Origin of the sequence: Micromonospora sp. NPDC005291 (assembly GCF_040607415.1) — a bacterium.
GTDB lineage: Bacteria > Actinomycetota > Actinomycetes > Mycobacteriales > Micromonosporaceae > Micromonospora.
This window is the reverse complement of record NZ_JBEXGR010000014.1, coordinates 116,310-142,946: the sequence shown is the minus strand read 5'-3', so window position 1 is coordinate 142,946 and position 26,637 is coordinate 116,310. Positions and strand designations below refer to the sequence as shown.

Here is a 26,637-nt window from a genome sequence, read left to right as displayed (position 1 = left end):
CACCAGCACCGAACACACCAACACCTTCACCACCCGGCAACCATGCCACGGGGACGTAGGGTGCAGGAGTGCGCCTGGCCACCTTCAACCTGCTGCACGGACGATCCCTCACCGACGGGCTCGTCAACTCCGACCGATTCGCCGCCGCCGTACGCGCCCTCGACGCCGACGTGCTCGCCCTGCAGGAAGTCGACCGCGACCAACACCGCAGCGGCAACCTCGACCTCACCGCCATCGCCGCCCACGCCCTCGACGCACCCCACCACCGCTTCGCCGCCGCCGTCGTCGGCACCCCCGGCGAACAGTTCCGCCCGCTCCGCCACGACGACGACGGGCACGGCGAACCCTGCTACGGCATCGGGCTGATCAGCCGCCACCCCGTCCGCAGCTGGCACGTCACCCGACTCAAGCCCGCCCCCGTCCGGTCACCGGTCTACGTGCCCGGCCCCCGCGGCGGCCTCATCCTGCTCCACGACGAACCCCGCGCCGTCCTCGCCGCCGTCCTGGACACCCCGCACGGCCCGCTCACCGTCGCCGCGACCCACCTGTCCTTCGTACCCGGTTGGAACGCCCGCCAACTACGCCAGACCGTCCGCGCCCTCCGCGCGCTGCCCGGCCCCCGCGTCCTGCTCGGTGACCTCAACCTGCCCGCCGGCCCGGCCCGGCTCATCTCCGGCTGGCACCCCCTGGGCCGTCGCCCCACCTACCCCTCCGGGCAACCCCGCGTCCAACTCGACCACATCCTCGCCGACCGGCACGCCCTTGAGCAGCTTCCACCGGTACGGGCCGTCACCACGCCGCGGTCCACCATTTCCGACCACCGGCCCCTGCTGGTCGACATCGGCTGACAGTCGTCCCCCGACACACCGCCATCGTGGGTCACGAATGTCTAGGGTGGGCTCACCGACACCACCGTCGTTGCGCCATCGCCGCCCCCGACCTTCACGGAGCTGACCATGAGCGATACGCCGGACACGATCGTCCTCATCCACGGATTCTGGGTAACCCCCCGCAGCTGGGAACACTGGGTCACCCACTACCAGGACAAGGGCTTCCAGGTGCTCACCCCGTCGTACCCCGGGCTGGAGGTCGAGGTCGAGGCGCTCAACGCCGACCCCACACCCCTGGAGACGCTCACCGCCCCGCAGGTCATCGACCACCTCAGCGCGGTGGTCGAGGCGCTGCCCAAGCCGCCGATCATCATGGGCCACTCCGCCGGCGGGGCGTTCACACAGGTGCTGCTCGACCGGGGGTACGGCGCCTCGGCCGTCGTCCTCAACTCGGCGCCCACCGAAGGCGTCACCGTGATCCCGTTCTCGCAGCTACGCTCCACCTTCCCGGTGCTGAAGAACCCGGCCAACCGGCACCGCGCCGTCGGGTTCACCTTCGAGCAGTGGAACTACGCGTTCACCAACACGTTCGACGAGCAGCAGGCCCGCGCCCTGTACGAGCGCTACGCCATCCCCGCCTCCGGCGGCATCCTCTGGGACAGCGTCCTGGCCAACCTGCTGCCCGGCCCACAGGACATCGCCGTGAACTACCACAACGACCAGCGCGCGCCCCTGCTGTTCATCTCCGGCTCGGAAGACCACATCATGCCGCCGAGCGTGCAGCGCTCCAACGCCGCGCACTACAAGGGCGACACCCTCACCGAGGTCAAGCTCTACCACGGGTACGCGCACCTGCTACCCGCCCAGCAGGGCTGGCAGCAGATCGCCGACGACGCCCTCGACTGGGCCCTGCGGCACGCCCGGTGAGCACCGCCCCGCCGCTGCGGATCACCCACATCGGCGGCCCCACCACGCTGATCGAGATCGGCGGCTGGCGGCTGCTCACCGACCCGACGTTCGACCCGCCCGGTCGGCGCTACACCTTCGGCTGGGGCACCTCCTCGCGCAAGGTCACCGGCCCGGCCGTCCCCGCCGCCGACCTCGGGCCGCTCGACGCAATTCTGCTCAGCCACGACCACCACGGCGACAACCTCGACGACACCGGCCGCGCACTCCTGACCGGCGTGGACACCGTCCTCACCACCACGTCCGGGGCGCGCCGACTCGGCCACGACGCCCAGGGTCTGCGCGCCGGGCAGACCATTCGCCTCACGCACCCTGGACGGCCGACGATCGAGGTGACCGCGACACCGTGCCGACACGGCCCGCCGCTGAGCGCCCCGATCGTCGGTGACGTCATCGGCTTCGCCCTACGCTGGGCCGGGCAACAACACGGCGCACTCTGGATCACCGGCGACACCGTGCTGACCCGCCGGGTACGCGAGGTGGCCACCCGCATCCCGGTCGGCACGGTGCTGCTGCACCTGGGCGGCGTGCGGTTCCCGATCACCGGGCCGCTGCGCTACTCCATGACAGCCCGACGGGCCGTACAGCTGTGCACCGCGCTACGAGCCCCCACCGCGATCCCCGTGCACTACGAGGGCTGGCAACACTTCCAGGAGCCCCGCGACGTCATCGAGCGGGCGTTCGCCGCGGCCCCGGCCGCCGTCCGCGACAGCATCCGCTGGCTCCCGCTCGGCGAACCCACCACAGTCACCGCATAACAGCGCCGGGGGAGGGCGGCCCCGAGTCGCAAGATTCCCTCAAGATCATTGCATCGACGATCTCCGACAACCATGCTGTGCGAGTCGCGCCACGATCAACCAGTCGGAGGCCACATGAGACGTCAGCGACCCACCCTCATTGCCGTATCCACCCTCATCGCTCTCACACTCACCATCGCACCCAGCCCCGCCAACGCCCAGAGCGCCGCGGAACCCAACCAGGTCGCCAACCTCACCATCCGCCAGGCCGACGGGTACGCCACCCTCGCCTGGCAGCCGGTCGACGGCGCCACCGACTACCAGATCGAACGCACCGCAGTCGACGCCGACGGCACCCCCACCGGCGCACCGACCATCGTCGGCATCTGGCGCCCCAACCGCCAGATCAACCAACAGTCACCCACCTTCGCCGACTCCGGATTCAACCCCGGAGACATGTTCCAATGGCGGGTACGCGCACGAGCCGGCACCACCGAACAGCCCTACTCCGAGCCGATCGTCGCCACCACCACCGCACCCTGGGGCAACCCCGGAACCCCCGGCGAGCAACTGCGCACCCAGTGGGAGACCGCCCACGCCGCGCAGTACACCAGCGACACCGACGAGTACGCCTACACCGCCGCCATCGACGCCCTCAGCGACCGGGTACGCGTCGTCGAGCTCGGCCGCACCGTCCAGAACCGACCCGTCAACATGATGGTCATCGGCTACCCCACCCCGGCCACCACCCCGGAGGCCGTCGCCGCCACCGCACCCGTGGCCATCAACTGCAACGTGCACGGCAACGAACCGGGTGACCGCGAAGCCTGCCTCATCATGGCCCGGCAACTCGCCTTCAGCACCGACCCCCGGGTCACCGACCTACTCAGCCGCACCACCGTCCTGATCGTCCCCACCATCAACGGTGACGGCCGGGCCGCCAACACCCGCGGCAACTCCACCGGGCAGGACCTCAACCGCGACTACTCGCTGATCCGCCAGCCCGAGACCGCCGCGTACATCAAGATGGTCCGCGACTACCGACCCGTCGCCGGCTACGACGGCCACGAGTTCGGCAACTCCCGCGCCGGCGACCTGCCGATGCTGCCGCCCCGCCACCAGAACGTCGCCCAACCCATCTTCGACCAGTCCCAGGACATGATCGAAGGCCACATGTACGCCAAGGGCGCCGAAGCCGGCTGGTGGGCCTGCCCCTACGGCTGCGAAGGCGGCGGCAACGTCGGCCTCAGCGAGGAAACCATCCTGCGCAACACCCTCGGGCTCAAGAACGTCGCCAACTCCCTGCTGGAACTGCGCAGCTCCGGCGGACAGACCCGACCCGACGAGGGCAACACCGCCAACAACCGGCGCCGCAAGACCTACTCGGCCCTGTGGACGTTCCAGCAGTTCCTCGACTACCACCGCGCCGACCGCGGCGAGATCCTCAACGCCCGCGCCGAGTCGATCGAAATCCAGGCCGCCAACACCGGCCGCCTCGTCTTCCGCGGCTCCCGACCCATCCCCGCCCACCCCGCCCCGCACCCCGGCGACAGCCCGCCGCCGCTCGACGCCCCCCGCGCCGACCTCATCCTCGACAACGCCCCGTGCGCCTACAAGCTCACCGACGAGCAGTACAACGGCGCACGCACCGACGGCCCAGGCGGCGTCGGCACCACCGTGGCGCAGCGCATCGCCGCACACGGCTGGAAGGTCATCAAGACCACCGACGGCTACTACGTCCCCCTCAACCAGCCCGAACGCGGCCTGATCCCACTGCTCCTCGACACGAAGGGCGTGGAGAAGCTGACCGACGGCGAACGCATCTACCCGACCCTCACCGGCCGACGCAACGGACCACTGACCGTCTCCGGCTTCACCTGCGCCGCCGACGCCACCCTCAACGGCCCGGTCACCGTCCGGGCGGGCGCGGCACTCGTCGCGACCGGGACCACCATCAGTGGCCCCGTCAGCGCCACCAGCGCCGCCGGCGTCATGCTCGCCGACAGCACCATCAACGGCCCGGTCCAGATCACGAAGACCACCAACACGGTCTCCCTCATCGACGTCTCGATCGCCGGCCCGGTCAGCCTGTCCGGCAACACCACCGGCACCGACGCACCACTGCTGGCCGGCAGCACCATCCGCGGCCCGCTCAGCTGCACCGGCAACAGCCCCGCCCCGATCAACCTGGGCGTCGCCAACACCGTGCACGGTCCGCGTACCACCCAGTGCGCGGCACTGTAACCACCAGATAGCCGAGCCAACGTGCCGGCGGCGCGGGCACCACGCCCGCGCCGCCGGCACACCCCATCCACCGACCCCCGACCCGTGGAGACCGCCGTGTCGCACCCCCGACCCACCCGGCCCCTCCGCCTCCTCGTGCCGGCACTGCTGCTGGCCCTCACCGCCTGCACCGGCGCACCCGCCACAGAGGCGGCCCCACCGGCACCCCAGGTCACCGGACCACTCTGCGCCGCCCTACCCACCGGCACCGACCCCGGAAACCCGACCTTCCTCGCCGGCCAACCCGTCGACCAGGCGCTCCGGTGGATGCCCACCCTCACCACCTTCGAGGCGGCCCTGCGCACCAGCGGAGTCCTCACCGACCTGCCCACCGGCGGCGGCGTCACCATCCTGGCGCCCTCCGACGACGCCTTCGCCGCCAAGTTCTCCGAGGACAACTGGGACGACCTGATGGCCCGCCACACCGACCAGCTGCGCACCCTGCTCAAGGCACACCTGATCACGGGAACCCACCGGATCGACGACCTGGTCAAGGCCGGCACCGCCACCACCCTCGACGGCACCACCGTCGCCATCACCCGCACCGGCCCCGCCGCCCGCCTCGCCGACCGCGCCGACGCGGTCTGCGGCGACTACCAGGCCACCAACACCCGTATCCACATCATCAACGCGGTCCTCGGCCCACTGCCGACCACCGCCAACGACGCCGACCAACGGGCCCACTGACCGCGCTCACCGCGCCGCCGCCCCCCGATCGACCGGCACGAGCGCGGCCAGCGCGCGGTTGGTCCGGTTGGCCCGCACCGCATCTCGCTGCTGCCCGGCCGTCACCTCGATGTACGTCTGCGACGACGCCAACGACGCGTGCCCCAGCAGCCGCATGATCTCCGCCGCGCTCGCCCCGTCCTCCGCCAGCCGGGTGGCGAACGTGTGCCGCAGCGCGTGCAACCGCGCCCCACGCGGCACCCGGTCACCGATGCCCGCCCGCCGGTAACACGACTCCACCAGATACTGGAGCCCGCCGCGGCGCAGCGGCTCGCCGTGCCGATCCACCAGCAACGCCGAGTCGGGGCGTACCGACCGCGACCCGAAACGCCGGGCCCGACTGTCCAGATAGTCCACCAGCACCCGATCCAGGTCGGCCTCGATCGGCACCACCCGCGGCCGCCCGCCCTTCCCGGTCACCTCGACCCGCCGCTCACCAGGCCGACCACCCAACGAGCCGACCCGCAGCGCCAGCAGCTCCGACAGCCGCAACCCGGCGCAGAGCGCCACCGCCAACACCGCGACGTCCCGCTCCGGCCACGGGTCACGCTGCCGACCGTCGTCACGGGCGGCCGACGCGAGCAGCACCTCGGGGGTGTCCGCGCCGCGCAGCGGCTTCGGCTGGGGGAGTAGCGCCCGAGGTCGCCCGACCGCCGGCATCGGGTTACCCGCCACAACCCCGTCGGCGACCAGGAACGTGAAGAAACTGTTCCAGGTGGACCAGGCCCGGTGCACCGACGCGGGCGCCCGGGGCGCGGCGAACCGGGCGAAGGCCGCCCGCATCACGCGGGGGGAGAGGTCGGTGATCGACAGCGCGTCCAGGGGCAGGGGAGTGGCGGCATCCTCGGCGACCAGCACCGCCACCGCCTGCAGGTCCCGTCGGTACGCCGCCAGGGTGTGCGGGGAGGGCTTGCGGGTTGCCCGGGCGATCAGGAACTCCTCGATCAGCACCCCGAGCGATTCGTCCTGTTTGTCATGCATAAGGGATATTATGCAGCATTTTCGCGTTCCCCGGAAGGTGGGGAGAGGGGGAGTAGATACCAGAACTCCAGAGCCACCGTCCGACCAGCTCACCGCGCTGGGTCGAGGAAACACGTATCGTGCGCGGCATGGGGTGGGCCGACGAGTGGCGAGTGACCGACCAGCCCGGTTGGGCTCCATGGGCATCACCAGCCGCGGTCGCCGGAAGCCGCGAGGCGGATGACGCATCGACCGGGACGGCCCCCGAAGGCGTCACCAAGGACGGGCGGAACTGGCGGATCGGCACGGCCAGCGACGTGGCCTGGCTCGCCGGCAACACCACACCCGACGGCCTGTCCGTCACCACCGCGATCCCACCGGTGTTCGACGCGTACGCCACCTTCCACCCGCCCGACGGCGTCAGTTTCGACGCCCACGAACATGCCGTCGTCCACGAGCTGGCGGCGTGTACCCCGGACCAGCCCTGGTGGCTGGGCTATCTCGACACCGGCGCCCACGACATCGTCTTTCCCCGCGCTCCGAAGGTGTCGCTCTACTGGGGCTGGTCCTACGTGCTGGTCGAAGCCGGCCCCGAACAGGCCCTCACGTGGCGGACCGGTCACATGCGCGGCGACGGGCCGCTGCCCGACCTGTTCTTTCCGGCGGATCATTCCTGGCTTGTCTCCGCCCTCTGGGACGACACCTGGACCGACGTCGGCGGCAGCACCGCTGTGGTCGCGGGCCTGCGGCGCAATCCGCTGGTCAACGCCCGCGTCGTCCAACCCGACGAGGACGCGCTTCCGCCAGGACTGACGCGCGATTGACCACCCGCAGGGGACCGCCAGATCGGTCCACTTTACATAATGTGCATTATCGAATCTATGCCCAGGCGGGTTCCTGAGCCATTCTCAGCAACTTGAGCCATCTTCTGAGCCCTCTCACGTACTTGAGCCACGGCGAGGGCACCCGTGACTAGAGGACCGCTGCACCCTTGCCTCCTGCTTACTCAGGCGCGAGGCCGAATCCTCGCGCCGAGCGGGCTTCCAGCGCGTCCCGACCTTCACCCGCTACGTGGTGGTCCTCGGCCCGAGGGTGAAGGTCGAGGCCGTCACCAGGCTGGACGGGCCCTACGCGGCGGCGATCCGCGCGTCGATCGCGCACTGGGATCCCACCGGCCGCACCGACTGGACCCTCTCCCCCGATGTCCCACCGGAGCCAGCCTCATGACCACGCCCACCGCCGGGCCGGCCGCCGTCGCCTCGGCTGGGGCCTGAGCCGCCCGGCCGCGGCAGCACCGCGTCGAGAAACACCACAGCCTGGATCTGGTGGGGGTAGCGGGCGAGTGCGCCGGCGACCGCCTGGGGTCGGTCGACTGTCCGGATCTGCCGCCGACGCCACTGCCGGCCAGCGCGGTGAATGCGCTGCCCGCCTCACTCGCCCTATGGTCGGCGCGCATGTGGTCGCTGGGTCGCCCTGGCGGTCTGCGGAACGGCGCGGGTACACGCATCGTGGCCTCTGGTCGGCGGCCAGCGCCGAAGATGGTGGGGATCCTGCCGATCGCATCCGAGCGGCGGGATCCCCACCGTGTCATCCGCCGACCTGGTACGCCCCGATCACCGTCTGCTCTACCGCGTTGCCGTCCGCGTCGGTGGCCTTCGCCCGCAGCGAGACGTAACCGGCCCGGCTGTGTGGTACCGACGCCAGCCAGCCGGCGCCGTTCCGGTTGACCGGCACGGGGCGCCAGTTCCGGCCGTCGTCGTACGAGACGGCGACGGTCACCGCCGCGACCGGTCGCTCGGCCACCCCGTCCTGCCGGTGCACCGACACCCGTACCGGCCGACGGTCACCGACCGGTACGGTGTTGCGCAGGTCGACCGGTGCGTCGAGGTAGCATTCCCAGCAGCGGCAGTGGCTGCCGGATCGGCTCCGTACCGGACCGGAAGGTCCACGACCCGCTGACCGTCGTGCTCTGCCGCCAGAGCGGCGAGTGGTGCGTCGCCGAAGCGGTGAGCCGGTACGTCGCCGTCCCGGCCGGTACGCCGAACTGGCCCCGGCCCGGCTCGGCCACCGTGCCGACAAGCTGACCGTTCCGGTACAGGCTGGTGCTACCCGTGGTGCTTTCACCGAACTCGTCGGTGGGTTTCGGATGGCCGCTGGCGTCGGTGAACATCGGCAACGCCACGTCGAACACGTCGCCCTGCCGGCTCACCCACGGCTCGCCGGCGTTGTCGATGGTGGGTCCGGTCAGCGCCGGTCCCACCACCGCCTTGTCCCAACTGACCGCCGGGTTGCCCCCGGGTAGCAGGTCCATCTCGGCCCGCGCGGCCGCCCACGAGACGTTATTTCCGACGTTGATCTGCCAGTGACCTGGCGTGTAGTACTCGGTGCGGTGCAGCGGCGCGAACACCGGCACCGTGAACGACACCCCGTGGTGGTCGTCGTCGAGCCGGAGCGACGAACGGACATGCCGGACCCCCTGGCCCGCATCGTGGTAGCTGGTCGGCACGGCGGCCAGTTGGGTCGTCGTCGGCCGGTACGCCAGGTCCGACGGGATCCGCCCCCGAACCTGGTATCCCAGCTGGTAGCGGTACGGACTGACCGGCTGCCCGGTCACGGTCGCGGTGAGCGCCCCAGCACCGGCGAGTTCGACAAATCTGTCGAGTCCCGGGTGGCCGGGTCCCGAGGTGATGGTCGGCTGGGCGAGCGGCTCACCCGCCCAGCTGAACCATCCGGTCGCCATCAGTACCATCCGGGCACCCCGCTCCTGGAGCTGCCGTACCACCGGGGCCAGTGCGAATGGTTCCGCCGCGTCGTCCGGCGAGGTGAGTACGGCGAGCGCGCCGGCGACGTCCACATCGGGCAGCTCGCCGGTCGCACCGATCACGAGCCGGACGGCCGGAAGTCGCGCGGTCCCCTCGAAGGGTGGCGTCGGTCCGGGCCGCCAGAGCCAGCCGACCCGGACCGGGAACCGTTCCGGTGCGGTCGCCGACAGCTCCAGCATCGGCCGCTCCAGGACTGCGAGGTCGGTGAGGCTGAACTCCTCCGCGTTCACCCCGGGTGCGCTGCCCACCAGCACCTCGCCGAACTGCGGTTCGAAGATGTTCGCCATGCTGGTGCTGTTCGGCGCGCCGGCCCACCGCCCACTGATGATGATCTCTCGTATTCCCTGGGTCGCCGCCGGCTGGTCGGCTACGCCGACCGGTACGGCCCGGGCCCATCGGGCGTCCAGGGTGACCGTGGTGTCGTCGGCGACCGTCAGACCTGGATAGCCGAGAACAGCGGTTCGGATCCCGCCGTTCGCCATCGGCGGCAGCTCGGCGCTGGCCAGCAGGGCGTACCGTCCGGCGGGCACCGACACGGTGCCCGATCCCCGCACGAAGTCCCGGAATCCGCTGTTCACGGCGTCGACGCCGACCACCATCGTCGTGACGGTGTCATTGGGCCTGCCCTGCTGGTCCAGCGGCCGGACGGTGACCTCGTGCGTTTCGGCGGCCTGCCGCACCCCGACCGGGGTCCGGACGCTGCTGTCACCGCCAGCGGCGATCACGACCCCGCCGTACGTCCCGACCCTCTCCTGGCTGGCGATCCGCACCGGGACAGTGGCGCGACCCCTGGCCGGCACGGTGAGGGTGGTGGCGCCGAGCGTGGCCAGTCCCGGCGGGGCCGGTTGACCGGCGGTGTCGGCCAGGCTCAGCGTCAGCCGCAGCGTGACCGGCGTCGACCCGTCGTTGCGGTAGGTCAGTTCCCGGGTGACACCGGGCGCCCCCCAGGGCAGATCCGCGTTGAGGCCGGCCACCTCGGCCCGTACCGGCTGGGTGACGGCCCGGGCCACGTCGACCCGGCCGGCGCCGACGTCGAAGACCCGGGACTCCCGGGCCGTCGCCGCGCTGCCGACCAGGGCCGCCTTGAGCTGCGTACCGGTCCAGTCGGGGTGCCGCTGTGCGAGGATCGCCGCCGCCCCGGCGACGTGCGGCGCGGCCATCGAGGTGCCGGACAGCGGGACGTGGTCGGGAGCACCGGCGGTCCCCGGGTACGCCCCGGTCGCTCGGGCGGCCAGGATCGCCTCGCCCGGCGCGGCCAGCTCGGGTTTCAGTGCTCCGTCCCCGATCCGAGGTCCTCGGCTGGAGAACCCGCTGATCCGGTCGGCGGAGTCCACACTGGAGACCGCGAGTGCCGCGTCGGCGCTGGCCGGAGCCGACACCGGTGCGTACGCGCCCCTGTTGCCGGCGGCGGCCACGAAGAGCGTGCCGTGGTCCGCGCTGAGCCGGTTCACCGCCTGGCTGACCGGGTCGGTACCGTCGCTCGGGGCCCCGCCGAGACTCAGGTTCACCACCTTCGCACCGGCCTTGGTGACCGCCCACTCCATGCCGGCGAGAAGCCACTCCTCGGGCCCAGCACCGGAGTCGTCGAGGACCTTCCCCATCGCCAGTTTCGCGTCCGGGGCGACCCCGCGATGTCGACCGCCGGCTCCCGAACCGGCAACGGTCGCCGCCACGTGCGTACCGTGGCCGAACCGGTCCTCGACGCTCCCGGTCCCGGTGAAGTCCGCCGCCGCCGACACCCGCCCGGCCAGGTCCGGATGGTCGGTGTCGTACCCCGAGTCGAGGACCGCCACCGTGACACCCTTACCGGTGTAGCCCGCCTGCCAGGCTGCGGGTGCACCGATCTGCGGCACGCTCCGCTCCAGCGTCGCCCGGTAACGGGCGTTCAACCACACCTTCTTGACGCCACCCTGGATGCTTCGCGCCCCTGGGTTCGCTTGACGGACCAGATCCGCCCAGAACCGGGCTGCCGATGCCTTCGGCTGGTCGTTCGCGGTCAGTTTCAGCCCCGGCAGCACCCGGCGGGCCCTCGTTCCCGCCAGCGGAGCCGCCCGCCGTGCCCGGCCGGTGTCGGCGTACTGGACGAGCAGCGGCAGCACCTGACTGGCGCTGTCGTCGTACCCCTGGGCCAGTAGGCCGGTGACGTCGAACAGGCGCTCGTCGAGCAGGTCCGCCCGGAGCAGGGGTACGGCGTCGGTGGGGATCACATACCAGGCACCGTTCCGCTCGTAGCGGGCGTACGAGACGGGCCGGACCGGGCCGGTCGCGTCCCGCCCGGTAGCCGGCTGGATCGAGGGTTCGCCGTCCGGATCGAGCCGGACCACGTCCCCGGTGATCAGGGTTACCGTGCCGACGGCCCTCGACCCGGTGAGTCCGGTACCGGCCGTCCTGCCGTCGCCGGTTGCCCCCGCCGATCCGCGGGAAGGGGCTTCGGCCGCCCCGTACGTCGGTACGACCGCGAGGAGCGCGGCGACGGACAGTCCGACACCCAACAGTCTCCGTCCGCCGCCGACCCAGCACAGGTTTCTCCTGGCGATCATCGGACCTCACCGACCCGGTCGACGATCGTGAACGTGACCACGTGCGCCGAACTTAGGGTGCCAGCCGGTATGCCGTTCCCCGTCCGGATCTTCACCGTGCGGAAGCCGAGAAGTTCGCGACCGGCGGTGTCGAAGACCAGTTCCTCCCGCTCGGTCTCGTTCCCGGTTGCCTCACCGTCACGGCCGATCGCGACGCCCTGCCGACCACCCAGCTCGACCCGGCCGCCGACCCGCTCGATCCCGGGAATCAGCGCGACCGCGTGGTAGAGGGCGGCCCGCAGCGCCGGTGGCATGATCGGGGCGGCCTCCCTGAGCAGGTCCAGCACCGCGGTGAAGACCTGCTGGTCGGGCGAGTGCTTGCTGCCCTGGCCGCTGACGGCCTGCCGCAGTGTTTCCAGTAGCCGGGCCGCATCGGTTGGCAGGCCCGCCAGGTACGCCGGGGTCGGCCGGTACAGCTCGCCCGGGTCCCGGGTCGCCCAGCAGTTCGTGCAGCCGGGAGGCGGTTGGTAGCCGGGCGCCGGTCCGTACTCCTCGACCTTGGGCGGGGCGGTCAGGTCGTACCCGAGTTTGCGGGCCGCCTCGGCGTCTGCCGGGGTCAGCGGGGTACGACTGACCCCTTCCGTGATGCGGGTCCGTGCCGGATGCAGGCCCTCGGCGGTATACCACATCTCGTGCCGGCGGACCTGCCAGATCCTGGCCACCGGCCCGCCCCCCTCGACGTCGCCGGCCACGTACAGAGATCCCTCCTCGACCACCCGGTAGACGAACTGCCCCGGCCGGGTCTGGACGGCCGGGTCGAGCCGGGCGTTCGCGGCGGCCAGCCGCAGCACCGTCCCGGCGTTGTCGCCGTCGCCGATCGGGACCGTGGCCGGAAGGCTGGCCACCCCACCCCGGTCCGGGTCGCCGGGAACCGTCGCCGGGCCGAGGACCGCCGGCACGACCAGCGCGGCGGCAACCGCACCCGAGATTCCGAGCCCACCCAGCGACCAGTGCCACCACCGGGCGCCGGCCCGGTCACTCCGTCCCGCCGGCCGGGTACGCCCCGACCACCGCATCGCTGCGGCGCGGCGACGCCCCGGCTTCGCCACGTCGCTCGCCCGGCTGGTCGCAGAATCGGTTCGCGCCTGCGCCAGCAGGGCCGCCCGGGCCCGCGCCGTCGTCTCGGCGGGCGGTGTCGGGGCCGTCCCCAGTACCTCGCGGATCATCCGCACTTCGTCCATCACAGGTTCCCCAGGTCTCGATCGTGGCTGGTCGGATCGGTGTCGCCGAGTGCCTTGCGCACCTTGCGACGCGCCCGGTTGAGCCGGGAGCAGACCGTGCCGTACGGAATTTCCAGAGCTACCGCGACCTCGTGGTAGGTGAGGTCGCCGAGCGCGACAAGCAGGAGTACGTCACGGTCCCGGGCCGAGAGCGCGGCCAGCGCCTTGGCCAGATCACGCTGCACGCTCTGCGCGCTGACCATCGCGGTTATCCGCTCGTCGTGACCGACGACGGGCTGGTCCCGCGGCGCCCGGGCGAGTGCCCGATAGCGGCGCTGCTCACTACGCCGCTGGCGGCGGATCAGGTTCGTGGCGATGCCGTACAGCCATGCCCGGACATGTCCGCCCGCTCCGATGCCGGTCTCACCGGCACGGTCGGCCGAGGCACTGCCGTCGGCGGGTTCCCCGGTGTCGAAAAGGGCCCGTTTGCCGAAGGCGACCAGAAAGGTCTCCGCTGCCAGGTCGTCGGCGACGACCGCGTCGAGCCGGTTCGCGGCGAACCGGTGAATTTCAGGGTAGTACCGGTCGAAGAGCACACCGAACAGCTCCGGCTCGTCACGCGACCGCCCGATCAGGACGACGTCGGCAACCGCACCGACGTCGTCGGGCGGGTCGGTGCCGGCCAGGGACTCGGGGTCGACCGCGCACCCGGATGGCGCGGTCACGAAAAAGGTCCGGTCATGGATGCCTGTCCTCCAGGGAGCGTCGTGGATCCGATACCCCTCTACGCCCGACCGACCTGCTTCCCTTCACGCCCCGACGGCTGGCATCCCGCGAGGCTCACAAACGCGGCCTGCGGCTGAACGTCGGGTCAGCCCGACCGAGGCACACTCACATGCCGCCGAGCGGCGCGGGTGCGCCATCCGTGCCGTTCGGCGGAGATAGTGTCCTGCCAGGGTGTTGTCAGGACCGGACAACGGGCCAGCCGGTTCGGCGGCCCGACCGTCCCCGGGTAACCCAAACGATCAGTTCGCGCCAGGGCTCGCGCCCGGAAACTCGGCCCACCGTGCCAGCCTGCGCCACGAGCTGACGCACCGCCTCGGTCAGCGCGGCGTTGTCCTCCCTCATTGCTCGCCGCCCGGTTCGGGCCAGTCCCAGTGGGCGACCAGGGTCCGGCGTACGCCAGCGTGGAGCATCGCCTGGCGGCGGTGCCGGCCGTTAACGTAGAAGCGCCTGCCGTAATCGTCGCGGCTGGGCTGGATCGGATCTAGGACCAGGCTTGCGGCGGCGGGCGCTGGCAGCTGAGCGGAGCTGGACTGCTGCCCGGCCGGCGAGGAGACACATCGGCCGGATTGACGGCTGGCGCATCGGCGACAGTGTTCATGGTCGATGCGGGCTAGCCTCCTGCCATGGTGAACGCCGCCAACCTTGAGGCCGCCGGAGCTGCCGTTCAGCATCTGGGCGGTCTGCTGGCGGACGTCTGGCTGGCCGTGGACGCTCCGGACCACGTCGGCGGGCGCTGGTTGGAGCTGTGCCGCGGGTCTCCGGTCGACCCGGTGTTCGTGTGCGTCGATGCCATGAGCAACGTGCTGCACGTGCGGTATCTCGGCCCGGAGAACCTCTCCATCGTCTACCTGCCCGGCTGGTTCTATGAGGTGGCTACGGCCGCCTCGCTGGGCCGTCCACTCGACGTCTCCGCCGCGACGGTGCTGGACTTCGCGACCGCGCGTCCCCTGGCCTTCGATTTGACGGTCGAGCACAGGATCCGGGATGCGGTGGAGACCGTCATGCTGCCGTCGGGGCGTGGGCCGGTCGAGTACGACCCACTCCCCTACGGCTACGCGTTCGCGCCCGCGCATGGCTTCGGTATCTCCGATGCGCCGGCGGGCGACCCGGCGACGGACCCGTCGGCGATCTTCCACTGGGGTGCGATGTCGCTGCGGGTCGCGGCGGCGCCCGGTGTCACGTTCGAGCAGCGACCGCTGCTGGGCGAGGTGGCCCTGGGTGTCGTCCGGGCGGCCTACCGTCCGGGTGACGGCAGTGTCACCTGTGATCAGGCGTTGCGCTTCGAGTTCGAGCGGCACCGTCATCCGATGACGGTTCCTGCGTTGGGCGCGCCGTTGCGTCCCGTACCGCTGGTGGAGCCGGACGTCGTCGCGAACGCGGTGGCTCTGGTTCGGGCGCTCGACGAGCCGCGGCCCGTTGCCGTGCAGGAGACCCGTGCGGACGGGGTGGACCTGGTGTTGATGAAGCCGGATCTGCGTCGGCTGCCCCGGGGAGCCCCGTGGAGTTGGCAGCCGGATTGGCTGGTCGAAGCGGCGAAGGTCGTCGACGACGCCGTGTTCGCGATGGTGACGGGTCTGCTCGACACGTACGTCCAGTGGCTTGGCGGGCTGCCGGAGAGCGCACCCGTACCGATTCGTCTCCGTGTCGATCCCGCGAGTGCGGAGGACCGCTTTGCCTATCGACTCGATTTTCTGGACGCGGACGGTGAGGTGTCGGCCGAGCCGCCGGCGACGACCGCGCCTTTCGCACCGTGCTTCCGGTTGACCGTGGTCCGCACGAAGAACGTGCGGGTGCTGGTGGACCTGCCCCTCGGGGTGGCCGGCGGATCGGACATCGAGGGTGTCGTGCAGTACCGGGAGAAGATCGTGACGCACTTCGACGACGTGCCGCTGATGGTCGCCGATGGTGAGGTCGACACCGGGGCCCAGTTGGAGGCACGGCCGGCGACGATCGAGGAGATCGTCCATATCGCCGTGGCGGTTGGCGAGTTCGTTCCGTTCCCACCCGTGCAGGTCATGTACGACCTGCGTGATCTGGGCAGCGTCGGGGCGTACGTGCTGACCGGGAAGGACCTGTACGGCGAGCCGATGGGCGGCCTGGAAGCGGCGATCACCCTCGGGGGTGTGCTGCTTCCCGAGGTTGCCGAGCGGGCGGTCGGCTCGTTGCTGGCCTCGGGTCGGCGGGTCACGACCCTCGGCGATGATCCCGGCCGGCGTCTGCGGGAGGCGGCGGAGGCGGTGGTGCCCGACGATGGGGTGCTGGCCCGTTCGCTGGTCGAACGCGTCGAGGGAAGCCCACCATGACGCGTGCGCCGGGCAGTGCCGGCTTGTCCGTCCCGGAGCGGCTCGCGCTGGTGGGCCAGCTCCAGCGCATGACTCCGCAGGCCCGGGCGCTCCTGCGGCCGGGCGTCGCGCCGCTGGCGTTTCTGCGCGATGTCGAGCAGTTGGTGGACCGGTCTGGCGTCTGTCTTCGGTCCGGCTTCCTGCAGCACGCCTTCGAGGCGGCGCGTCGGGATTTCCCGACGATCTCGATGGAGGGGTTCCTGGCGGGCGCGGGCCAGGGGTCGTTGCTGGCCGGTGTGGTCGACGCGCTGCTCGGGGAGGCGTCCGCGACGCTGCTGCGCACGTCGGACCCCGCGCGCTACATCGACGCGTTGCGGCGTTCGTACGCTGATTTCCGGGCGGCCGCGACGCCGTTCGACGGTGGGGTGTCCTATGGGTCGTACCGGTACCACGAGGGTTTCCACGTCGAGTTGCCCGAGGATCTGAACGTCATGCCGATGAACGCTCCGGTGGGCCTGGATCCGCGCTACCCGGCGTACGGCGCGGTGGTGACCGGCCGGGGTCACCGCTCGATCGGCATGGTCATGGCGTCGCGGGTGTGGGATCGGGAGATCCCGTTGACCGCGCGGGGTCCGGAGCTGTTCCGGGAGCTGCAGGTGCGGAGTCTCGACGAGGTGCACGCCTGGGACTACGACCCCGACCTGTTGGTGTCCGAGGTGCAGATCGCCCACATGATCTCGACCGGGGACGCCCCGATCTACCGTTTCTCGTTCGAGAAGGGGCCGCCTCGCGCTCGGACTGTGGCGCAGGCGCGGTGGGAGCTCGCGGCGCGGCTGGAGGATGAGCGGGTCCTGACCGTCGACAGCGTCGAGCTTCAGCGGTTGTGGGATCACCACGGTCGTAGCGCGACGGTGCCGCGGGGGGATCCGCTGGATGTGCGCAGCCGGTACGGCCGTGATCCGTACTACCGGCTGTCCCGGGATGAGCTGTTCGAGATGGCCATGGGGCTTCCCTCGGCGCGGAACGTGGCGATCCGTGTCTATGAGTGGGAGCACGCGAGACCTCAGCGGTTCATCAGGGAGATGCAGCGGTGGGTTCGGACGTTGCGCAGGAAGCTCGACGAGGATGTGTGGAGCAGTCGGCTGTCGATGCTGACCGGGGCGAGCGAGCCGGGCAATCTGCACCTGCTCTCCCCACGGGACCACGCGCTGACCGACCTCTACGCCGGACGCATGATGGGCGGGATGACCCGGCTGGACCGCTGGGGTAACCGGGTGGTCCCGACCGTCGCGGAAGAGGCCGACTACGACTTCGCGGCGCGCGCGCAGGACTACACGTCACAGTACGGCGCGACCGCGGAGCCGTTTCCCCTGACCGACGTCGCCCGGGTGGCCGAGCCCGTCGTGGCGTTCGACCAGCGGACCCTGGCCGAGCTGATGGCCGCGTTGCGGGACGACGAGTGGCAGAGGGCGTTGGCCTCGACACCGGAGGCGGCCGGGGCCTGGAACGCGCTCGTGCGACGACTCAACAGCCATGTCGACGGCTACGGCATGCCGACCGCGCTGCATCTGCCTCAACTCTGACTGGAGGATCGGCCATGCCGGCAATACCAGAGGCCACGCTCCGTTTCGTGCAGGTGCGTCGGGCGGGTGACCCCGGGGGCGCTGAGGACGGCGCCTGTACGGCCGGACCGGCTGTCATCGGGCCGGTCTTCGATTTCCGCGACGACTGGTCGCCGCCGGTCCGCAACGCGGTGACCAACCGCGACGTGGAGCAGGCGTGGGCGCTGTACGCGGCGCGGAGGAAGGAGCACGACGACGCGGTCGAGGCTCTCGGTCGCCTGGTTGTGGCCCTGGTGCGGCGGGCCGCGGTCGACTCGCGGCTCACCGTCGGGAAGCTGCGTGAGGTCATCACCGAGTGGGCGGCCGAGCGGCAGGTGACCTCGGAACAGCTCGGCGCTCTGGTGGCCGCCCTCACGCGCTGGGCCGTGGACATGACCGCTCTCGGTCGGTTCCTGGGGCGGCCGCGTGGCGTGGTGTCGAGTGTCGTTCTGCGCCTGCTGCGCGGTATCACGCTGGTCCGTCTCGCCGGCAGTGCCGCCGAGGACGCCTGCCTGGTCCGCTCGTTGGTCGGTGGTCGTGACCTGGAGTTACCGCCCGCACCGAAGCCGGCGCCGCAGCTCGACGCCGACATCGGGCATGCCCAGCAGTTCGCCGAGTTGGCCGTGCACGTCGGGCGGTTGCTCGTCCGGGCACGCGTCACCGGTTCCACGGATCCGACTCTCGCCGATGTGCGGGCGGCTGGCTTCGTCGACCTTGGCCCGGCCATCGAGGCGGTGTCGCGCGCCGCCGGCGAACTGGGCGTGCCGGCCACGGCCACGCTGCGTGCCCTGCGCACGCTGTTCGACACCGAACGGGAGGCTGCCCGCCGTCGGGCGGATCGGCGGGCCGACGTGGCGGATTCGGGACGGCTGGTCGAGAGCGTGCCCATCGGTGACGACATCGAGTACGTTCCGCCCCGCGTGCCGGTGCTGGGCGCGCAGGCGCGGGTCGCCGGCCGCGGTGACCTCATGGTCATCCGGACGGCGCATCTGCGCTACGAGTTGGGTGAGATCTCGCATGTGGAGAACGTGCTGGCCAGCGAGGTACGCGGGCGGACCCATGTGGTCGACACCAGCACCCGGGAGTCGGTCACCACGTCGACGCAGTCGATCGCCGAGACGACGCAGGAGTTGGAGACCACGGAGCAGAACAGCTTGGACCGGGCGCTGACCACCGCGGCGACCCAGAGCACGTCGACGTCGTTGGGGGTGAGCGTCTCCGGTGGCTTCGGCCCGGTCCAGGCTGGTGTGGACATCAACGCCGACCGGTCCACGACCACCGCGAGCAGCATGAGCTCGGCTGTTTCGTACTCGAAGACCCTCACCGAGCGGGCGTCCGAGCTGCTGCGCAGCGAGGTGTCCGAGCGTCGCTCGATCACCAGCACGACGCGGGTGACCGAGACCAACGAGCACCGGTTCGACAACGGCGACGGGTCGGTGAACATCACCGGGGTGTACCGGTGGCTCACGAAGGTCGACCAGGCTCAGGTCTACAACTACGGGGAACGGCTGCTGCTGCAGTTTGTCGTGCCGGAGCCGGCCGCCGTGCTGGTCCACCTGGCGCAGCTGAGCACCGACGAGGGCGCGGTCGCGAAGCCGACCGGCTGGTTCCTCGACGTGGCCGATCTGAACGAGGAGAACTACGCCGACAAGGCGGCGCGCTGGGATGTGGTGGGCGTGGAACCGCCGCCCGAGTCGGAGGTGTCGGCCACCGTCACGTTCGCCGATCCCCCGGCTCGGCCGTTCGACTATCCCCGCAACTCCACGGACAAGTCGCAGCCGGAGTGGGGCTACAGCTCGTACGTTGGTGAGGTGTCGGTGCCGGCCGGCTACGAGGCGACCGAGGCGTACGTGACCACGACGTGGGGGCTGGTGGAGGGTGAGTACACCGCGGAGGAGGGCAGCCCGCCGCAGGCCGTGCAGATCTCCATCGGGGAGAAGCGGGTCAGCAGCAGCGACGGCGGGGACGGCCAGATGACTGTCTCGCTCGACCAGGTGCTCCCCGGGCCGCTGCCGGTCGGGATCAGCGCCGATCAGCGTGGCGGGCTCACGGTCGTGGTGCGGGTGCGCTGCGAGCGCACCACCGCGGCGTACGAGGCGTGGCGGCTGCGGGCGTACGAGACGATTCGGGCCAGCTATCTGACGCAGCTGGCGGCGTACGAGAACGACCAGCGTCTGCGGTTGGCCCGTGCGGTGTACCGGTCCGAGCAGTCGGCGGAGGTGAACCGGCGGGTCGAGCAGGTGGAGTTGAAACGGGCCTGCCAGAGTGTCCTCTTCGGTCATGAGTTCGACCAGTTCGGCAGTCTGACCTTTCCGGCCGACGACGCGCCCCGGATCAACCGTGTCGAGATCAGCGCGGAGGCGGACCAGATCCAGTTCGGCGAGGATCTCTTCGAGTGGGAGAACATGGTCTACCTGTTCTACCCGTACCAGTGGGCCGGTCGGGAGCGGTGGGCGACATTACGGTCCCGGACCAGCTCGGACGCTGTTCATGAGGCGTTCCTGCAGGCCGGTGCCGCGCGGGTGACGGTGCCGGTGCGAGCCGGTTACGAGCACGCGGTCGGGCGGTACCTGGAGACCTCGCAGATCCCGGCGCTGACGCCGCGTCCCTGGCGCGACGGTGGGAACCCGTACCCGCCGATCGAGGATCTGATCGGTGACGCGCTCGACCGACCGGGCGAGGAGGTAGCCGTCGACGAGCCCTGGGAGGTGCGCACCCCGACGGCGCTGATCTGTCTGCAGGTTGGCGCTGAGCTGAATCCGGAGTCGGCGTGAGCGGCGGGCTGTTCTCAGGTGCCGGATCGGTGCAGCCAGTCCTGGGTGAGTGACCGCAGCAGCGCGGGTTGTTCGAACGGCAGGTAGTGCCCGGCCGCGTCGATCGCCGTGAAGGTGCCGCGGGGATAGCGGCGCATGGCGTGGAACTGGTCGGCGTAGCCGACGATGCCGTCCTGCCGGCCGGTGACGACGCTGACCGGACCGTCGAAGGTGATGTCGGTGTCCTCGTCGGGAAGGGCGTACTCGGGGCCTGCGCGTAGTTCCTTTTGGAACGTGTCATCGCCGGGGCCGCCGGACTCCAGTGCCGCGAGCACGGTCGCGACGACGGCCGGTGTGCGGTGACCCAGCGCCACGTCGAGGTGGGCGCGCAGGCCGGTGGGGGCGCCGTCGAGCCAGCCCGGGGGCGCTTCGGGCGCAGCGGGCTCGGGCAGGGTCCGGCTTGCTGGCGCGATGGTGACGCCGGGGCAGACGAGGAGCAGGCCGCGGACGAGGTGCGGCCGTTGACGCGCTATGCCGGCGGCCAGGTATGCGCCGTAGGACGCACCGGCCAGCAGGACCGGCGCGTCGACGTGGCGGTCGAGCCAGGCGGCCACGGTGTCCAGTACGGCCTGGGAGGTGGGTGGGCAGGTCACTGGGGAGTCTCCGTGGCCCGGCAGATCCAGGTACACCTCTCGCAGGCCGGCGCCCGCGAACGCCGGGGCGAAGGCGGCGGCCGTGGCGGCGCGCGTCGTGCTGAACATGGGGAGGCAGACGACTGTCGGTCCAGTGTGTGTCGACTCGTCGACAGCCAGGTTCATGCCGGGAGCGTAGCCCGAGGCAGGGTCACCGAGATGACCGTCGACCGGCGGGTCATGCGGCTGAGCAGCCACCGTCTGGCCGAGGAGGTGACCGCGGCGGTCAACGCGTCCCTGGCCGCCCGGTCGAGCCGTGGACCAGCGAGAGCGACGACTGGCGGCGAAGTAGTCGACGGCCGGCAAGATCGTGGGGCCGTAGGATCGGGTCATGTCTGAGGGCCAGCCGACCCCGCGGTTCCGCCAGCGTGCGGCGAAGATGGGCGAGTTGGTGGCCCGGCAGATCCTGGAGGACATCGTCGAGCAGGGGCTGCCCGCCGGGGCGGGACTGCCCACCGAGGCGCAGATGCTGCAGGCGTACGGGGTCAGCCGCGGCACTCTGCGCGAGGCGCTGCGGATTCTGGAGAACAACGGCCTGGTGCGGGTTCGGCCGGGTCGTGGTGGCGGGCCGATCGTCGGGGCGGTCGATCCGCACACCTTCGGTCGGACGATGGCGCTGTTCATGCAGATGGGCCGGACCCGGTTCGGTGAGCTGGTCGAGGCGCGCGTGATCATGGAGCCGATGATGGCCAGGTTGGCTGCCGAGCGCCGCGACGCCGTGCGTCTGCGCGAGTTGGCCGAGTCGATGCGGGAGCACCGCACGCTGGAGGAGCGTGACGAGGCCAGCTACCTGGCGGTCATGCAGCGTTTCCACGGTGTGGTGGCGGGCTTGTCGGGCAACGGGGTGCTGGATCTGTTCGGTCGGGCGTTGAAGGAGATCTACACCGAGCGGGTCGTCGCGGCCGAGCGTCGCCCGGAGCGCTGGGAGGACGTGCGACGCGAGCACCAGGCGGTTGCCGCGGCGATCGTCGACGGGGACGGGGCTGAGGCGGAGAAGTTGATGCGGGCGCACATGGCCGCCCTGGCCGATCACCTCGAACGCGACTACGCGGGTCTGCGCGACGAGGTGATCGGCTGGTGGTGAGGTCCGGTCAGGACAGTGCGCTGGAGAGCACCGCCTGCACTGGTGTGTGGTCCTGGTCGACCCGCCAGGTGGTGTCCTGGTCGCGCCAGTCGGTGCCGAGGGTGGTTACCGCCGGCATCACTTCCCTGGCGAACAGGGTCAGGTGGTCGCGTACCTCGTTGCTGGTCATGTCACCGGCGTGGTTCATCAGGATGAGGTGCCCGACGCCGGTCCGCTCGTAGAGGCGGTGGATCTGCGCGGTCACCTGGTCGGGGGTGCCGACGAGCAGGATGCCGGCGTCGATGAGGTCCTCGTAGCTCATCGAGCGGACCGCGCCGAGGCGGCCCTGGAGTGCGGCCACGGCCGCGGACGGTGGGAAGTAGCCGGGTGGGCTGGCCGCTCCGAGTCGCAACCGTCCGGGCTTGAGGTAGTACATGAGTTTGCGGCCGATGTCGCGGGCTTTCTCCTCGGTCGGGGCGACGTGGCACAGGGCCATGTAGGCGAAGCGGTCCGGGCCGGGTTCGGGTTGGCCGGCAGCGACGGCTGTTCGGCGGTAGAGCCGGAAGGAGGTCGCGGTGTCGTCGTACGTGCCGAGCAGGTTGCACAGGGTGTAGCCGTGTTGGGCGGTCCATTCGACCAGTCGGGTGGAGGTGCCGCTGATCCAGATCGGTGGGTGCGGCTGTTGGTACGGGCGTGGCCACACGCTGACGTACCGGTAGTGGTAGTGGCGGCCTTCCCAGGAGAAGACGTCGCCGCTGGTCCACGCCTTCTTGATCAGGTCGTGGGCTTCGATGAACATCTCCAGGTTGTGTACCGGGTTCTGGTTGGAGGGGAACGTCTCGCCCTGGACGCCGCGGACGAACCCGCAGTCGATGCGGCCGCCGCTGACCGAGTCCAGGTAGGCGATCTCCTCGGCGACTCGGATGGGGCTCTCCCGGTGCGGCAGGGGGGTGCCGAGCACCAGGACCCGGCCGCGTCGGGTGCGGTGCAGCACCGACGCGGCGCTGAGGGTCGCCGACACCTGCAGGGTCGACGCCGACTGGTGGTGCTCGTTGACCATCAGGTCGAAGCCGAGTTCGTCGGCGAGTTCGTACTCGTCGAGGTAGCGCTGGTAGAGCTCGTGGCCGAGGACCGGGTCGTAGTACCGGTTGGGCATGAAGTACTTGAGGCCCCGGTTGGCCTCTTCCGCCTCGGGTGGGACGAACGGGTAGGGCATCTCGGTGAAGTGGTAGAGCCTCACAGTGCCTCTCCCCTCAGGAAGGATCGGACCAGCTGGTGGAACTCGTCGGGACGTTCCAGGTACGGGTAGTGCCCGGCGTTCGGGAGGTCGACGAAGTGCGCCGATGGCAGTAGGTCGGCCAGTGCGGCGCTGTGCCGTGGTGGTACGAGCCGGTCGTGGGTGCCGGCCAGCACCAGTGTCGGCATGGTGGCCAGGTGCAGCCATCGGCGCAGCCGTGGGTCGTGCAGGAACGGTTTCCAGGCGTACCGCGACAGGGCGGCCCGGTCGGCGAACGCCTGTTCGTATTCGCTGTCGGTGAGGCCGGCGGGATAGCCGGGCATCCGCAGGTCGCGGCAGGCGGCGGGGTCGGCCCAGCCCAGCTCCACCACCTCGGCGGGGTCGAGCAGCAGGATGTCGGCGAAGTCGGGTTCGGTCGGCCCGGACAGTTTCACCCCGTACGGGGAGACGAGGACGAGTGAGGCGAACAGGTGTGGTGCGCGTACCGCCATGTCCAGTGCGATCCAGCCGCCGAAGCCCGCGCCGGCCAGGTGGAGGGGGCCGGTGGCCGGATCACGTACCAGGTCGGCGGTGAGGCCGGACAGGTAGTGCTGCGCGAGGTCGGCGACGGTGTCCCATTCCTGGGTGGTGTCGTCCAGTGGTGTGCCGAAGCCGGGGTGTCGGGGCACGATGACGTCGAGGTTGCGTGCCAGCAGGTTGAGCGCGCCGACCGGCCCGGGTAGCACGTCCGCGTCGTGGAGGAACAGCAGCGTGCTCACGGTGTGCCCCTCCCCTGCGTGAAGAAGGTTCGCAGGAGGGCGGCGACCGTTGCGGGTTGGTCGAGGTTCGGCGCGTGTCTGGCGTCCATGCGGTGCACGTGGACCTGTGGGGACAGGTTCTCGAAGTGTCGGCCCCAGTCCGGTTCGAGCAGGTCGTCTCGGGTGGCCTCGACCACCAGCACCGGTAGGGGGCAGTCGCGCAGGGGGGCCGGCCAGTCGTCGGGGCCGCCGGGCCTGGGCAGCGTGGGGTGGCGTAGCCGGGGGGCCAGGCACGCCGGTACGTGTCCTGGTTTGCGGGTGTTGGCGTAGCGCAACCGGACGGCTTCGTCGAAGCCGGCGTAGTGGTCGGTCATGAGGGCGAGGAGGCGGTGCATGTCTTCTTCGGTGCCGTCGAAGCGGCCGAGTTCGCTGGTTCCCTTGGCGGATCGCCACGGGCCACCGGTGCCGCAGATGCTCACCGCGGACAGGGCGGGGAGGGTGGGTGCCGGTGTGGCGAGGGCCCGCAGCAGGAGTGATCCTCCGAAGGACTGGCCGGCGAAGTGCGCGGCGTCGACGCCGAGGGCGGCGCAGAAGGCCGCGAGGTGGGTGGTGCGGAAGGAGTACGGTGACCGGTCCAGGTAGACGACCTTGTCGGTGTCGCCGTAGCCGAGCAGGTCGGGTGCGAGTACCCGGTAGTGCTGGGCGAGGATGGGCATGATGTCGGCCCAGCTGCCGATGGCGTCGCCGCCGAACGCTCCATCGTGGACGAGGACGACGGTGCCCTCGGGTTGTCCGGGGGGTGCGCATTCCCAGTAGCGGGTGGTGAACCCGCCGGCGTCGACGGTGTGGGTCCGTGGTGGGGGCATTTTCCTGCCTTCGGGGCGGGTGCGTCGTGCGTGTATCGGGGTTGTCAGAGCGCGTCGGCCTGGAAGGTGCCGTAGCGCCCGTTGAGGTAGAGCAGTGGCGGGGCGTCGGTCTGGGATCGGGCGTGCAGCACCTCGCCGCACAGGATCCAGTGGTCGCCGCCCTGGTGTACGGCGGTGGTGCGGCATTCGAGGACCGCGGTGGTGCCGGTGGCGAGGGTGGGCACCGGCGTGCGGCCGGTGACCATGGCCGCGGCGAGGTCGTCGAGGTCTCGGCCGCGGGCGGCGAATGCCCGCGCCCAGGTGGCGCGGTCCGCGGCGAGGTAGTTGATGCTGAACCGGCCGGCTCGTTCGGCCAGGGGCGCGAGGCCGGTCTTCTGGTCGACGGCGACCATGGCCATCGGTGGTTCGCCGGACAGGGAGCTGGCGGAGGTGCAGGTGATGCCGGTGACGCCGGCCGGGCCACCGGGCACGAGCACGATCGCCACCGGTGCGGGCACCTGTCGGAAGGCGGCCCGGAACCGGGTGGTCTCGACGAGGCGGTCACGGCTGGTGGGGTTCATGGTGCCGCTCCCCTGTCGGTTGGTTGTCCATTCGGGTCAGCCACATGTGGTGTACGTCGGGTCGGGCGGTGAGGTGGGCCGCCGCCGGGCTGCCGCCGATCACCACCGCTGAGGCGACCCAGTCGGCGCTGGCGCCGGTACGGGCGAGAACCGTTGTCTGGGTGATGTCGGAGGTGGCCGGCTGCCCGGTGCCTGGGTCGATCAGGTGGTGGCGGTCGGTGCCCCAGCGGCGTTTGCCGGTGCCGCTGGTGGCGATGCCGCCGTCGCGTACCAGCAGGATCTCGCCGTTGGGCAGGTCGACGGGCCAGCCGTCGCCGTCCGGGCCCGGTCCCCGGCAGGTCACGTCTCCCCCGATGCTGGCTGCCGAGTTGGGGCCCAGCCAGGTCACGACGTCGTCAGCCCACCTGCCCTTCGCCAGCGCCCCGACGTCGACGCTGTATCCGGGTGCCAGGCGGGCCGTGTGGTCGCGCAGTTCCAGCAGCGAGGCCAGCGGTGGCACGGGCGTCGGTGTCGTGGGTGGTGCGGCGGGCGAGGTGTCGGTCGCCCAGGACCGTACGTAGCCGGCGGCGAGTAGCCGCGGCAGGATCGCCGCGTTGACCAGGCCGGCGCTGGCGACGGCCACCGTGAGGGCGTGTCGGAGCATCGCGTGCAGGTCGTCGGAGATGGGGTGCCATCGACCGGCGGCGGCGTTCAGTTGGGAGAGTTCGCTGTCGGCGCGGAAGCGGGAGTACCTGCGGTCCAGTGCCCGTAACCGCCGCTGCACCTCGGTGAAGGGTGTGGCCGGTGGGCCGTGGCTGGCGAGCGTGACGTCGCAGGTGAACACCTGGCAGGTGTGCCGTCGCACGGTGGTGGGCAGGTGGTGCGTCGGCGCGGTGGACGCGACGGTCATGTGGGCTCTCCCTTCACCACCAGTCTTAATATGCTAAACATGATGATGTTTATAAGGCAAGGGTCGGTCCCCCGGCCGCACAGGGCCGGCCGGGGTCACGCGGACCGG

21 protein-coding genes are annotated in these 26,637 nt (G+C 71.0%); 10 read left to right on the top strand and 11 right to left on the bottom strand.

Translation table 11 applies throughout. The annotated features are described in order from the left end of the window. Positions 1–68 precede the first annotated feature (68 nt). The 5 genes from ABZT18_RS20020 (at position 69) to ABZT18_RS20000 (ending at position 5,503) form a co-directional block, all read left to right on the top strand. Complete coding sequence (locus ABZT18_RS20020; protein ID WP_354996468.1) at positions 69–848, top strand: endonuclease/exonuclease/phosphatase family protein; 780 nt, start codon at positions 69–71, stop codon at positions 846–848. Between the two features lie 108 nt (positions 849–956). Further along, positions 957–1,757 (top strand): alpha/beta hydrolase, encoded by an 801-nt coding sequence (locus tag ABZT18_RS20015; protein ID WP_355252118.1) that lies wholly within the window; start codon positions 957–959, stop codon positions 1,755–1,757. Further along, positions 1,754–2,554 carry an MBL fold metallo-hydrolase gene (locus ABZT18_RS20010; RefSeq protein WP_354996466.1) on the top strand — a complete coding sequence of 267 codons (801 nt, stop codon included), beginning with the start codon at positions 1,754–1,756 and terminating at the stop codon, positions 2,552–2,554. Before ABZT18_RS20015 ends, ABZT18_RS20010 begins: the two co-directional genes overlap by 4 nt. A gap of 114 nt (positions 2,555–2,668) precedes the next feature. Then, positions 2,669–4,777, top strand: coding sequence for a M14 family zinc carboxypeptidase (locus ABZT18_RS20005; RefSeq protein WP_354996465.1), 2,109 nt, complete (start codon positions 2,669–2,671; stop codon positions 4,775–4,777). A gap of 96 nt (positions 4,778–4,873) precedes the next feature. Then, positions 4,874–5,503, top strand: a complete 630-nt coding sequence (locus ABZT18_RS20000) for a fasciclin domain-containing protein (RefSeq protein ID WP_354996464.1) — start codon at positions 4,874–4,876, stop codon at positions 5,501–5,503. A 6-nt stretch (positions 5,504–5,509) separates the two neighbouring features. Here ABZT18_RS20000 and ABZT18_RS19995 read toward each other — a convergent pair whose 3' ends face one another. Next, positions 5,510–6,523, bottom strand: a complete 1,014-nt coding sequence (locus ABZT18_RS19995; protein WP_354996463.1) for a tyrosine-type recombinase/integrase — start codon at positions 6,521–6,523, stop codon at positions 5,510–5,512. Positions 6,524–6,651: 128 nt separating this feature from the next. Here ABZT18_RS19995 and ABZT18_RS19990 point away from each other — a divergent pair, with 128 nt between their 5' ends. Further along, entirely contained in the window at positions 6,652–7,326 is a 675-nt protein-coding gene (locus ABZT18_RS19990) for a hypothetical protein (RefSeq protein WP_354996462.1), read from the top strand. A 763-nt stretch (positions 7,327–8,089) separates the two neighbouring features. On the opposite strand, the gene ABZT18_RS19985 is transcribed toward ABZT18_RS19990, so the two are convergent. From ABZT18_RS19985 to ABZT18_RS19970, 4 genes are read right to left on the bottom strand one after another with little or no spacing between them, the layout of a single operon-like run. After that, positions 8,090–8,305, bottom strand: a complete 216-nt coding sequence (locus ABZT18_RS19985) for a hypothetical protein (RefSeq protein ID WP_354996461.1) — start codon at positions 8,303–8,305, stop codon at positions 8,090–8,092. 40 nt (positions 8,306–8,345) lie between these two features. Next, positions 8,346–11,816: a S8 family serine peptidase gene (locus ABZT18_RS19980; protein ID WP_354996460.1), complete on the bottom strand. Its 3,471-nt coding sequence runs from the start codon at positions 11,814–11,816 to the stop codon at positions 8,346–8,348. 44 nt (positions 11,817–11,860) lie between these two features. After that, positions 11,861–13,084, bottom strand: a complete 1,224-nt coding sequence (locus tag ABZT18_RS19975) for a CU044_5270 family protein (RefSeq protein WP_354996459.1) — start codon at positions 13,082–13,084, stop codon at positions 11,861–11,863. Continuing rightward, positions 13,084–13,788 carry an RNA polymerase sigma factor gene (locus ABZT18_RS19970; RefSeq protein WP_354996458.1) on the bottom strand — a complete coding sequence of 235 codons (705 nt, stop codon included), beginning with the start codon at positions 13,786–13,788 and terminating at the stop codon, positions 13,084–13,086. The genes ABZT18_RS19975 and ABZT18_RS19970 overlap by 1 nt, the downstream gene beginning before the upstream one ends. A 684-nt stretch (positions 13,789–14,472) precedes the next feature. Here ABZT18_RS19970 and ABZT18_RS19965 point away from each other — a divergent pair. The 3 genes from ABZT18_RS19965 to ABZT18_RS19955 are packed head-to-tail and all read left to right on the top strand — an operon-like array spanning position 14,473 to position 20,506. Continuing rightward, complete coding sequence (locus ABZT18_RS19965; RefSeq protein WP_354996457.1) at positions 14,473–16,152, top strand: hypothetical protein; 1,680 nt, start codon at positions 14,473–14,475, stop codon at positions 16,150–16,152. Then, positions 16,149–17,714, top strand: coding sequence for a hypothetical protein (locus ABZT18_RS19960; protein ID WP_354996456.1), 1,566 nt, complete (start codon positions 16,149–16,151; stop codon positions 17,712–17,714). Before ABZT18_RS19965 ends, ABZT18_RS19960 begins: the two co-directional genes overlap by 4 nt. A gap of 14 nt (positions 17,715–17,728) precedes the next feature. Beyond that, entirely contained in the window at positions 17,729–20,506 is a 2,778-nt protein-coding gene (locus ABZT18_RS19955; RefSeq protein WP_354996455.1) for a hypothetical protein, read from the top strand. Positions 20,507–20,520: 14 nt separating this feature from the next. Here ABZT18_RS19955 and ABZT18_RS19950 read toward each other — a convergent pair whose 3' ends face one another. Beyond that, entirely contained in the window at positions 20,521–21,303 is a 783-nt protein-coding gene (locus ABZT18_RS19950; protein ID WP_354996454.1) for an alpha/beta hydrolase, read from the bottom strand. A 205-nt stretch (positions 21,304–21,508) separates the two neighbouring features. On the opposite strand from ABZT18_RS19950, the gene ABZT18_RS19945 reads away from it, so the two are divergent. After that, positions 21,509–22,261, top strand: a complete 753-nt coding sequence (locus ABZT18_RS19945; protein WP_354996453.1) for an FCD domain-containing protein — start codon at positions 21,509–21,511, stop codon at positions 22,259–22,261. Positions 22,262–22,268: 7 nt separating this feature from the next. On the opposite strand, the gene ABZT18_RS19940 is transcribed toward ABZT18_RS19945, so the two are convergent. The 5 genes from ABZT18_RS19940 to ABZT18_RS19920 are packed head-to-tail and all read right to left on the bottom strand — an operon-like array spanning position 22,269 to position 26,529. Beyond that, positions 22,269–23,480, bottom strand: coding sequence for an LLM class flavin-dependent oxidoreductase (locus ABZT18_RS19940; RefSeq protein ID WP_354996452.1), 1,212 nt, complete (start codon positions 23,478–23,480; stop codon positions 22,269–22,271). Beyond that, positions 23,477–24,235 carry an alpha/beta hydrolase gene (locus tag ABZT18_RS19935; RefSeq protein ID WP_354996451.1) on the bottom strand — a complete coding sequence of 253 codons (759 nt, stop codon included), beginning with the start codon at positions 24,233–24,235 and terminating at the stop codon, positions 23,477–23,479. The genes ABZT18_RS19940 and ABZT18_RS19935 overlap by 4 nt, the downstream gene beginning before the upstream one ends. Continuing rightward, the gene (locus ABZT18_RS19930) at positions 24,232–25,080 is read right to left on the bottom strand and encodes an alpha/beta fold hydrolase (protein ID WP_354996450.1); all 849 of its coding nucleotides are present in this window, start codon (positions 25,078–25,080) and stop codon (positions 24,232–24,234) included. Before ABZT18_RS19930 ends, ABZT18_RS19935 begins: the two co-directional genes overlap by 4 nt. A gap of 44 nt (positions 25,081–25,124) precedes the next feature. After that, a complete protein-coding gene (locus ABZT18_RS19925; RefSeq protein ID WP_354996449.1) occupies positions 25,125–25,640 on the bottom strand; it encodes a flavin reductase family protein in 516 nt (171 codons plus the stop codon). Then, the gene (locus ABZT18_RS19920) at positions 25,621–26,529 is read right to left on the bottom strand and encodes an FAD:protein FMN transferase (protein ID WP_354996448.1); all 909 of its coding nucleotides are present in this window, start codon (positions 26,527–26,529) and stop codon (positions 25,621–25,623) included. Before ABZT18_RS19920 ends, ABZT18_RS19925 begins: the two co-directional genes overlap by 20 nt. Positions 26,530–26,637: the final 108 nt, after the last annotated feature.

Bases quoted from the DNA above. Each gene is read 5' to 3' on its own strand.
- ABZT18_RS20005 (WP_354996465.1), top strand. From the start codon at position 2,669: ATGAGACGTCAGCGACCCACCCTCATTGCCGTATCCACCCTCATCGCT.
- ABZT18_RS19955 (WP_354996455.1), top strand. From the start codon at position 17,729: ATGCCGGCAATACCAGAGGCCACGCTCCGTTTCGTGCAGGTGCGTCGG.
- ABZT18_RS19925 (WP_354996449.1), bottom strand. From the start codon at position 25,640: ATGAACCCCACCAGCCGTGACCGCCTCGTCGAGACCACCCGGTTCCGG.
- ABZT18_RS20015 (WP_355252118.1), top strand. From the start codon at position 957: ATGAGCGATACGCCGGACACGATCGTCCTCATCCACGGATTCTGGGTA.
- ABZT18_RS19945 (WP_354996453.1), top strand. From the start codon at position 21,509: ATGTCTGAGGGCCAGCCGACCCCGCGGTTCCGCCAGCGTGCGGCGAAG.
- ABZT18_RS19950 (WP_354996454.1), bottom strand. From the start codon at position 21,303: ATGAACCTGGCTGTCGACGAGTCGACACACACTGGACCGACAGTCGTC.
- ABZT18_RS19960 (WP_354996456.1), top strand. From the start codon at position 16,149: ATGACGCGTGCGCCGGGCAGTGCCGGCTTGTCCGTCCCGGAGCGGCTC.
- ABZT18_RS19975 (WP_354996459.1), bottom strand. From the start codon at position 13,084: ATGGACGAAGTGCGGATGATCCGCGAGGTACTGGGGACGGCCCCGACA.
- ABZT18_RS19965 (WP_354996457.1), top strand. From the start codon at position 14,473: ATGGTGAACGCCGCCAACCTTGAGGCCGCCGGAGCTGCCGTTCAGCAT.
- ABZT18_RS19995 (WP_354996463.1), bottom strand. From the start codon at position 6,523: ATGCATGACAAACAGGACGAATCGCTCGGGGTGCTGATCGAGGAGTTC.
- ABZT18_RS19920 (WP_354996448.1), bottom strand. From the start codon at position 26,529: ATGACCGTCGCGTCCACCGCGCCGACGCACCACCTGCCCACCACCGTG.
- ABZT18_RS19990 (WP_354996462.1), top strand. From the start codon at position 6,652: ATGGGGTGGGCCGACGAGTGGCGAGTGACCGACCAGCCCGGTTGGGCT.
- ABZT18_RS19930 (WP_354996450.1), bottom strand. From the start codon at position 25,080: ATGCCCCCACCACGGACCCACACCGTCGACGCCGGCGGGTTCACCACC.